At 76.4% G+C, this 7,708-nt stretch carries 5 protein-coding genes; all 5 read right to left on the bottom strand.

Annotated elements, in window-relative coordinates:
* Positions 1 to 108: 108 nt before the first annotated feature.
* Positions 109 to 1,161 (bottom strand): MBL fold metallo-hydrolase, encoded by a 1,053-nt coding sequence (locus ACFCX4_RS15745; protein WP_376142656.1) that lies wholly within the window; start codon positions 1,159 to 1,161, stop codon positions 109 to 111.
* An 88-nt stretch (positions 1,162 to 1,249) separates the two neighbouring features.
* Positions 1,250 to 3,970 carry a phosphoenolpyruvate carboxylase gene (gene ppc / locus ACFCX4_RS15740; RefSeq protein WP_376142654.1) on the bottom strand — a complete coding sequence of 907 codons (2,721 nt, stop codon included), beginning with the start codon at positions 3,968 to 3,970 and terminating at the stop codon, positions 1,250 to 1,252.
* Positions 3,971 to 4,139: 169 nt separating this feature from the next.
* Positions 4,140 to 5,066, bottom strand: coding sequence for a DUF6282 family protein (locus ACFCX4_RS15735; RefSeq protein WP_376142652.1), 927 nt, complete (start codon positions 5,064 to 5,066; stop codon positions 4,140 to 4,142).
* Positions 5,059 to 6,933 carry an isocitrate/isopropylmalate family dehydrogenase gene (locus tag ACFCX4_RS15730; protein WP_376142650.1) on the bottom strand — a complete coding sequence of 625 codons (1,875 nt, stop codon included), beginning with the start codon at positions 6,931 to 6,933 and terminating at the stop codon, positions 5,059 to 5,061. Before ACFCX4_RS15730 ends, ACFCX4_RS15735 begins: the two co-directional genes overlap by 8 nt.
* A complete protein-coding gene (locus tag ACFCX4_RS15725) occupies positions 6,934 to 7,677 on the bottom strand; it encodes an alpha/beta fold hydrolase (protein WP_376142648.1) in 744 nt (247 codons plus the stop codon). It abuts the gene before it with no gap.
* Positions 7,678 to 7,708: the final 31 nt, after the last annotated feature.

The following is a 7,708-nucleotide window of genomic DNA, read 5'->3' as shown; positions in this document are numbered from 1 at the left end:
GCCCCGGAGCGGGGCCGACCGGGTCAGCACGGGCGGATCAGCACGGGCAAACCAGCGCAGGCGGACCAGCACGCGCAGGGTGCGGACCGGACGGACCGGAGCGGCGGGTCAGGACAGCCGGATCGGCGCCGGCAGGAGCACCCGGGAGGGGACCGGCCGCCACCCGAGGACCCCCGACCGGTCGGGCACCACTCGGCCGAAGGGCTGGTCACCGAAGTGGAACGCGAAGCCGTAGGTCCCCGGGGCCGCGAGCTCGGCCAGCAGGGTGCGGCGGGCCCGCAGGACGGCGGCGGTGTCGGTGTCCGGACCGGACGGCCAGCCCGGGTTGGTGATCTGCGCCGGGGTGTGGAAGGCGTCGCCGAAGACGATCAGGCGCCGGCCCCCCGAGGCGGTGACCACGTAGGAGGTGTGCCCGGGGCTGTGGCCCGGGGTGATCAGGGCCGTGACGCCGGGCCAGATCTCCGCGCCGTTGCCGAACGAGCGCCGGACCCTGGACATCGGCACCATGAAGTCGTCCCAGGACGGCGCGCCGACCTCGATCTCGCGCCGCCAGAAGGGGTCCCACTCGGCGCCGGCCACCAGGTAGGCCGCGCGCGGGAACGCCCGGTGCGGGGCCCGGTCGCGGCCGGTCCGGAACCCGAGGCCGGTGTGGTCGGTGTGCAGGTGGGTGAAGGCGACGGTGTCGACGGACCCGGGGGGCACCCGCAGGGCGCGGAGGGTGTCGAGCAGCGCGCCGCCGCGGGAGCGCCCGAGGGCCGGGGAGAGGACGTTCGCGCCCAGGCCGACGTCGATCAGCAGGCGCCGGCCGCCCCGTTCGACGAGGACGCCGCCGGCGGAGGCGGCGATCCGGCCGCCGGGGGTGAGCGCCTCGGGGTGGTCGCGCCAGTACGCGGGCGGGACGGCGGGGAGGAAGCCCGCCGGGTCCAGCTCCATGGCGCCGTCGACGACGTAGGTGAACCTGGTGTCGCCGAGGGTGAGCGAGCGGACGGCGGACTGCTCGCCGAGCGAGCCGGGCCGGGGCCGCCCCGGACGGGCGGCCGCCCGGGGCGCGCCCGGACCGAGGACGGCGGCGGAGGCGGCGGCGGTGGCCGTGGCGCCGAGGGCGGTGCGCAGCAGGCTTCGGCGTGAAGGGCCGCCGCCGCGCGGGGTGTTGGCGGTCATGCTCGGTGGCTCCGGTGGGGGTCGGCCGACACGGGAGGTCGGCGGGCGGAGGGAGGTCGGCGGGCGGAGGGAGGTCGGCGGGCGGGGGTCAGCCGGTGTTGCGCAGGCCGGCGGCGATGCCGTTGACGGTCAGCAGCAGGGCGCGGGCGAGCAGCGGGTCGGCGTCGGTGCCGGCGGCGGCCGCGGCGCGGCGGCGTTCGAGGAGCGCGACCTGGAGGTAGGAGATGGGGTCGAGGTAGGCGTCCCGCAGGGCCAGGGTCTGCTTCAGGCCGGGCTGGTGGTCGAGGAGTTCGCATTCGCCGGTGACCCGGAGCACCTCGGTGACGGTGCGGTCGTGCTCGGTGCGGATGGTGTCGAAGACGTGGGTGAGGTGCGGCGGGACGAGCGTGTCGACGTAGTGGCGGGCGATCCGCAGGTCGGTCTTGGCGAGCGTCATCTCCACGTTGGAGAGGAAGTTGCGGAAGAAGTGCCACTCGCCGTACATCTCCTCCAGCACGTCGCCGAGGCCCGCCTCGCGGGCGGCGGCGAGGCCGGCGCCGACGCCGTACCAGCCGGGGACGACCTGCCGGGACTGGGTCCAGCCGAACACCCACGGGATGGCGCGCAGGCCGTCGAGCCCGGCGCCGGAGTCGGGCCGGCGGGCGGGGCGGGAGCCGAGGTGGAGTTCGGCGAGCTGGTCCACGGGGGTGGCGGCGAAGAAGTAGGCGGGCAGGTCGGGGTGGTCGACGAGCCCTCGGTAGGCGGTGTGGGCGGCGTCGGAGACGGCCTCCATCGCGGCGTCCCAGCGGGCCAGCTGTTCGGCGGACTGGCGCGGCGCGGTGTGCAGGGCGGTGGCCTGGAGGCTCGCGGAGAGGGTCAGTTCGAGGTTCTCGCGGGCGAGCGAGGGCAGCAGGTACTTGTCGGAGATGACCTCGCCCTGCTCGGTGACCTTGATCTCGCCCTCCAGGGTGCCCCAGGGCTGCGCCAGGATCGCGTCGTGCGAGGGGCCGCCGCCGCGGCCGACGGTGCCGCCGCGGCCGTGGAAGAGCCGCAGCCGGACCCCGTGGCGGTGGGCGACGTCGCGCAGCCGGCGCTGGGCGCGGTGGATCTCCCACTGGGAGGTGGTGATGCCGCCGAACTTGGAGGAGTCGGAGTAGCCGAGCATGACCTCCTGGACGTCGCCGCGCAGGGCGACCAGCCGGCGGTAGGACGGGTCCGCGAGGAGGTCCTCCAGGATCTGGTCGGCGGCACGCAGTTCGTCGGTGGTCTCCAGCAGTGGCACGATGCCGATCCGGGCGGTGCCGGCGTGCAGGTCCACCAGGCCGGCCTCGCGGGCCAGCACGGCCGCGGCGAGGACGTCGTCGGCGCCCTGGCACATCGAGACGACGTAGGACTCGACGACCTCGGGGCCGAAGGTGTCCAGGGCGCGCCGGACGGTGTGGAAGACGCCGAGGGTGCGCTCCGCGGCCGGGTCGAGCGGCGCGGGGCCGAGCAGGCGGCGCGAGGTCAGTTCCTTGGCGAGCAGCCGCTGCCGGTAGTCGCGGGGCATGTCGGCGTAGCGCCAGGACTCCTCGTCGAGCCGGTCGAAGAGCCGGCCGAGCGCGTGGTGGTGGGCCTCGGCGTGCTCGCGGACGTCCATGGTGGCGAGTTGCAGGCCGAACGCGGCGAGGGTGCGGACGGTGCGGGCCACCCGGCCGTCGGCGAGCAGGGCGCCGCGGTGGGCGCGCAGCGAGTCCTGGATCAGCCGCAGGTCGGCGAGCAGGCCCGCGGTGCCGAGGTAGTCGCGGCCCTCGGTGTGCGGGGTGCCGTCGGCGAGCCGGCGCTTGGTGTTCTCCAGCTTCTGGCGGACGCAGGTCGCCTTGAGGCGGTAGGGCTCCTCGGCGTTGAGGCGCCGGTAGCGGGGGCTGAGTTCGGGGAGCGCGTCGAGGTCGGAGCGGAGCGAGTCGAGCAGTTCGGCGGTGGCGCCGGTGTGCCGGACGGAGTGGGAGAGCAGGCCGCGCAGTTCGCCGACGCTCCGCAGCGCGGCGTCGATGCCGTGCTCGTGCTGGAGGAGCAGCACCTCCCAGGTGACCTCGGGGGTGACGTTGGGGTTGCCGTCGCGGTCGCCGCCGATCCAGGTGCCGAAGGTGAGCGGACGGGTGTCGTCGGGCAGCCGGACGCCGGCCTGGTCGAGGTCGGCGGCGAGGTCCTCCAGGAGGTCGCCGACGGCGCCGGCGTGGAGTTCGTCGAGGTAGTAGACGGCGTTTCGGGCCTCGTCGGCGGGTTCGGGGCGGGCGACGCGCAGTTCGTCGGTCTGCCAGACGAGGTCGATGTGCTCGGCGAGCCGGGTGTCGAGGCGGCGGCGGCCGGCCTCGTCGGGCGTGCCGCCGGCGGTGTCGAGCAGGGCGGCGATCCGGCGCAGCTTGTGCAGGACGCTGCGGCGGGCGGCCTCGGTGGGGTGGGCGGTGAAGACGGGGCGGACGTTCAGGCGGGCGACGGCCTCGGCGAGGAGGCCCGGCGAGCGTTCCGCGCCTTCGCGCACCACGCGGCCGAGCGGCGACTCCCGGCGTTCCCGGGCCGCGCGCAGTTCGCGTCCGCGGTGGACCTGTTCGGTGACGTTGGCGAGGTGGAAGTAGGTGGAGAAGGCGCGGACCAGGTCGACGGCGGTCTCCAGGTCGACGCCGGCGAGGAGTTCGGCGGTGGCCTCGCCGTCGGTGCGGCTGAGCAGCCGGACCTGTTCGACCAGGCCGAGCAGCTGGGGGCCCTCCTGGCGGACCAGCGTCTCGCCCAGGAGGTCGCCCAGGCGCCGGATGTCGGCGCGCAGGGCCGCGTTCGCGATCGGGGCGTTCATGGGGTCTCCCTGATGGAGCGGTTCGGGTCGGCCGGCGGCCGGGGCCGTCGGGCCGCCGGTGCGGCGGTGGCGGACGGGGAACAGCGGCGTGCGGGGAGTTGCGGCGTGCAGGATCCGCGGTGCACGGGGATCCGCGGCGTACGGGGCGCGGGCGGACGGGGCCGGGCGCTCAGGGGGCGAGCAGCGCGGCCGGGTTCCGGTGGGTCACGGCCCGGATCTGCGCCCCGGTCAGGCCCGCCGACCGGAACCACTCGCGGTTGCGGGCCAGCCAGTCGGCGGGTCCGGGCTGGTCGGGCTGGCCGAGGTCGGAGCTGAGGACGATCCGCGGGTGGGCGCGGACCAGCTCGGCCAGGTGGCCGGGGCCCCGGTGGCCGAGCAGCAGCATCAGGGCGGTGAGCTCGACGTGCAGGCCGGGCAGGTCGGCCAGTGCGGTGAGGTCCGCCGGGGTGAGGCCGGACATCGGGTGGGTGGCGTGGGTGAGCAGGAGCCGGGGCAGCTCCAGCCGGGCGGCCTCGTCGGCGACCCGGAGGGTCTCCTCGCGGTCGCAGTGGCCGGTGGCCAGGACGACCGGCAGGTCCCGGGCCGCCCGGAGGACCTCGCGCACCGGCCGGGCGAGCCGGCCGGTGCCGTCGAGGACCCGCGGGCCGCGCCAGCGTTCGAGGTCGAGCAGGGGGTGGAAGGCGGCGCGGCGCAGCGGGGACGGGTGGGCGGGGCCGATGTGGGTGGGCAGGTGGACCAGCAGCCGGGCGGGGCTGTCGGGGCCGTGGGCGTAGACGGCCTGTTCGACGACCCGGGTCCGGACGCCGCCGGCGAGGTCGTTGAGGACGACCGCGCCGGAGACCGGCAGGCCCTCCTCCCGGGCCTCCCACGCGGCGGCGGCGGTGGAGCCGAGGTGGCTCTTGACCACGACCCAGCCGTCGATCCCGGCGTAGGCCCGCCCGGCGGCGGCGACGGTCAGCCGCCGCCGGTAGAGGTCCGGCCCGGCGTGGTAGTGGACGTCCACCACCCGCCGTCCGGCCGGCCCGGCCCCGCCGGTGCCCCCGGTGCCCGGGGCGGTCCCGGTGCTCCCGGCCGCGGTCCGGGTGCCGTCAGGCATCGCCGGTCCCGCGGGCCGGCCCCTCCCACGGCTTGGCGTAGCCGAAGGTCCGGCGGGCCTCGTCGAGCCGGCTCCCGCCGGTCACCGCCTCGGCGATGGCGGCCTCGGTGGCCTCGACGCGCTCGGCCCGGTCGGCGACCTCGGCGGCCAGTCCGGCGGGCACGACGAGGACGCCGTTGTCGTCGGCGACGATCACGTCACCGGCCCGGACGGTGACCGCGCCTATGGTGACGTCCCGGCCGGTGGCCGCGAGTTCGACCCGGTTCTTGCCGCTGACCATGGTGACGCCGGTGCTGAACAGCGGGTACCCGGCGGCCCGGATCTCGGCCACGTCGCGCGCCGAGCCGTGCACCGCGGTGCCCCGCGCGCCCCTGCTGCGGGCCACGACGGTGAGCAGCGAGCCCCAGTTGGTGCACTCGGTGCCGCCGTGGTTGTCGACGACCACGAAGGATCCGGCGGGCACCTCGTCGAGGTAGTTCGCCGCGTTGCGGAAGCCGGGCACGGTGGCGTCCACGGGCCGGTAGGTGACGGTGAAGGCGCGCCCGGCGGTCCGGGCGCCGGGGACGCGGGCGGCCAGCCCGGCCAGGACGCCGGGCACGCCGAGGCTGTCCAGCGCGTCGGAGACCGAGGCGGTGTCGAGACGGGCCAGCCGGTCGACGACCTCGTCGGTCGCCCCGCCGGTGCCCGGCTCGGCCGCGGTGGGAAGCACGCCGCGGCCGGCGGCCGCCACGGCGGGCCGCGCGGCCGCGGCCCGGTCGGCGGGCCGGGCCAGCGCGTCGGCCACGGCCTCCGCCACCTCGCGGGTGCCTGCCGTGCCGCCCAGGTCGTAGGTGACGGTGGTGCGGGCGCGGGCGACGCGGCGCACGGCGGCCCGCAGCTCCTCACCCGGCACCGGCAGACCGAGGTGGTCGAGCAGCTGGGAGACGGTCAGCAGCACGGCCATCGGGTTGGCCCGGCCCAGGCCGGCCATCGCGGGGGCGGAGCCGTGCACCGGCTCGAAGTAGCTGCCGTGGTCGCCGATGTTGCCGCTGGGCGCCAGGCCCAGGCCGCCCATGACGCCGGCTCCGAGGTCGGAGAGGATGTCGCCGAACATGTTCTCGGCGACGAGCACGCCGAACCGCTCGGGCCGGCGGACCATCCAGAGCGCGACGGCGTCGACGTTGAGGATCTCGGTCTCGATGCCGGGGTACTCCCCCGCGATCAGTTCCAGCCGCTCGCGCAGGTGGTTGCTGCTGTTGCGCAGGACCATCGGCTTGTCGACCAGGGTGAGCAGCCGCTTGCCGCGGGCCAGCGCGTGCTCGAAGCCGAAGCGCAGCAGCCGGTCGATGCCGAACCGGGTCTGCAGGCGCAGGGTGACGCTGGTGTGCTCGGGGCCGGAGGCGGCGGCGTTGGGGTGGTGGCGCACCGCGTCCCACAGGGCGCCGTCGAGGCCGTGCAGGTCGAGGCCGGCGTAGAGGCCCTCGGTGTTCTCCCGGATGACGGTGAAGTCGAAGCGGCCGTGGTCGAGGTCGGTGACGGGCCGGATGTTGGCGTAGAGGCCCAGCCGCTGGCGGAGCTGGATGACGGGCGAGACGTAGTGCAGGCCGGTGCCGCGCAGTTCGGGGACGAGCTCGGCCTCGGTCTCGCGCACCGGCTTGCTGGTGATGGCACCGAGCAGGCAGGTGTCGGTCTCTTCGAGGAGCTTCCAGGTGCGCTGGGGCACCGGGTCGCCCTCCTGCCGCCAGAACTCCCAGCCGATGTCGCCGAAGCGCAGGTCGAGCGGGAGGTCCAGGCGCGCGACGGCGGCGAGCGCGGCGTCGACGACCTCGGGGCCGATGCCGTCGCCGGGCAGGACGGCGACGCTCTTCGTCGTGGGTGCGGTGGGCATTTACCGGAGTCCCTTCTCGTGCAGGAGGGCCCCGACGTGTGCGGAGACCTCTGCGGTGCGGTCGAAGTGCGGGCGCATGCCGGCTCGGGGGACGGCGTGCACCCGGTGGTGCGGGGCGGCGGCGGTGTGCCGCCGGGTGACGAGCTGGGAGCGGGCCCCGACGATCTGGAGCAGCGGGCCGGGGTGGGCGCGGACGGCCTCGGTGAGGTCGATGCCGGCGAGCAGGCGGAGTCCTCCGGCGAGCCGTCGGCCGGCCTCCGCGTCCGCGCCCGCGCCCGGCTCCGCCGCGCCGTCGGGCTCCCGGCCCTCGGGCTGGACCCGGCGGTGCAGCAGGTCGAGGGCGGCGGCGGGGCGGCCGGCGGCGGCCAGGTCGGCGATCTCGCCGAGCCGCTCGGCGAGGAGGGCGTCGCTGCGGGCCGGTCCGGAGACCAGCAGCGCGGCGGTGGCCGGGTCGAGGGAGGGCAGCAGCGCCTGGGCGACGGCACCGCCCAGTGCGTTGCCGCACAGCAGGTCGACCGGGCCGAAGGTGGGCAGCACCTCCAGCCAGCGGGCGGCCAGGCCGGCCAGGGTGGTCACCTCCTCGTCCCAGAGGGCGAGGGTGTCGGCGACCGTGACCCGCAGTCCGGCGCCGACCAGGGTGCGGATGACGGGGGTGAAGAAGGCGCCGCCGTCCCAGCCCGCGGTGACCGGGGCGAGGACCAGGGCGTGCGCCGTGGCGGGGGCGGGGCGGGGGTGGGGAGTCACACGAAAACACAACACCGAGCCCGGGGGAGAA

The sequence above is a fragment of the Kitasatospora sp. NPDC056327 genome (assembly GCF_042261735.1).
Taxonomy (GTDB): Bacteria; Actinomycetota; Actinomycetes; order Streptomycetales; family Streptomycetaceae; genus Kitasatospora.
The sequence above is the reverse complement of the archived record's forward strand: the minus strand, read 5'-3'. Positions and strand labels throughout refer to the sequence as shown.

Coding starts and splice junctions, on each gene's coding strand:
- ACFCX4_RS15745 (WP_376142656.1), bottom strand. CDS start 1,161: ATGACCGCCAACACCCCGCGCGGCGGCGGCCCTTCACGCCGAAGCCTG.
- ACFCX4_RS15730 (WP_376142650.1), bottom strand. CDS start 6,933: ATGCCCACCGCACCCACGACGAAGAGCGTCGCCGTCCTGCCCGGCGAC.
- ACFCX4_RS15735 (WP_376142652.1), bottom strand. CDS start 5,066: ATGCCTGACGGCACCCGGACCGCGGCCGGGAGCACCGGGACCGCCCCG.
- ppc (WP_376142654.1), bottom strand. CDS start 3,970: ATGAACGCCCCGATCGCGAACGCGGCCCTGCGCGCCGACATCCGGCGC.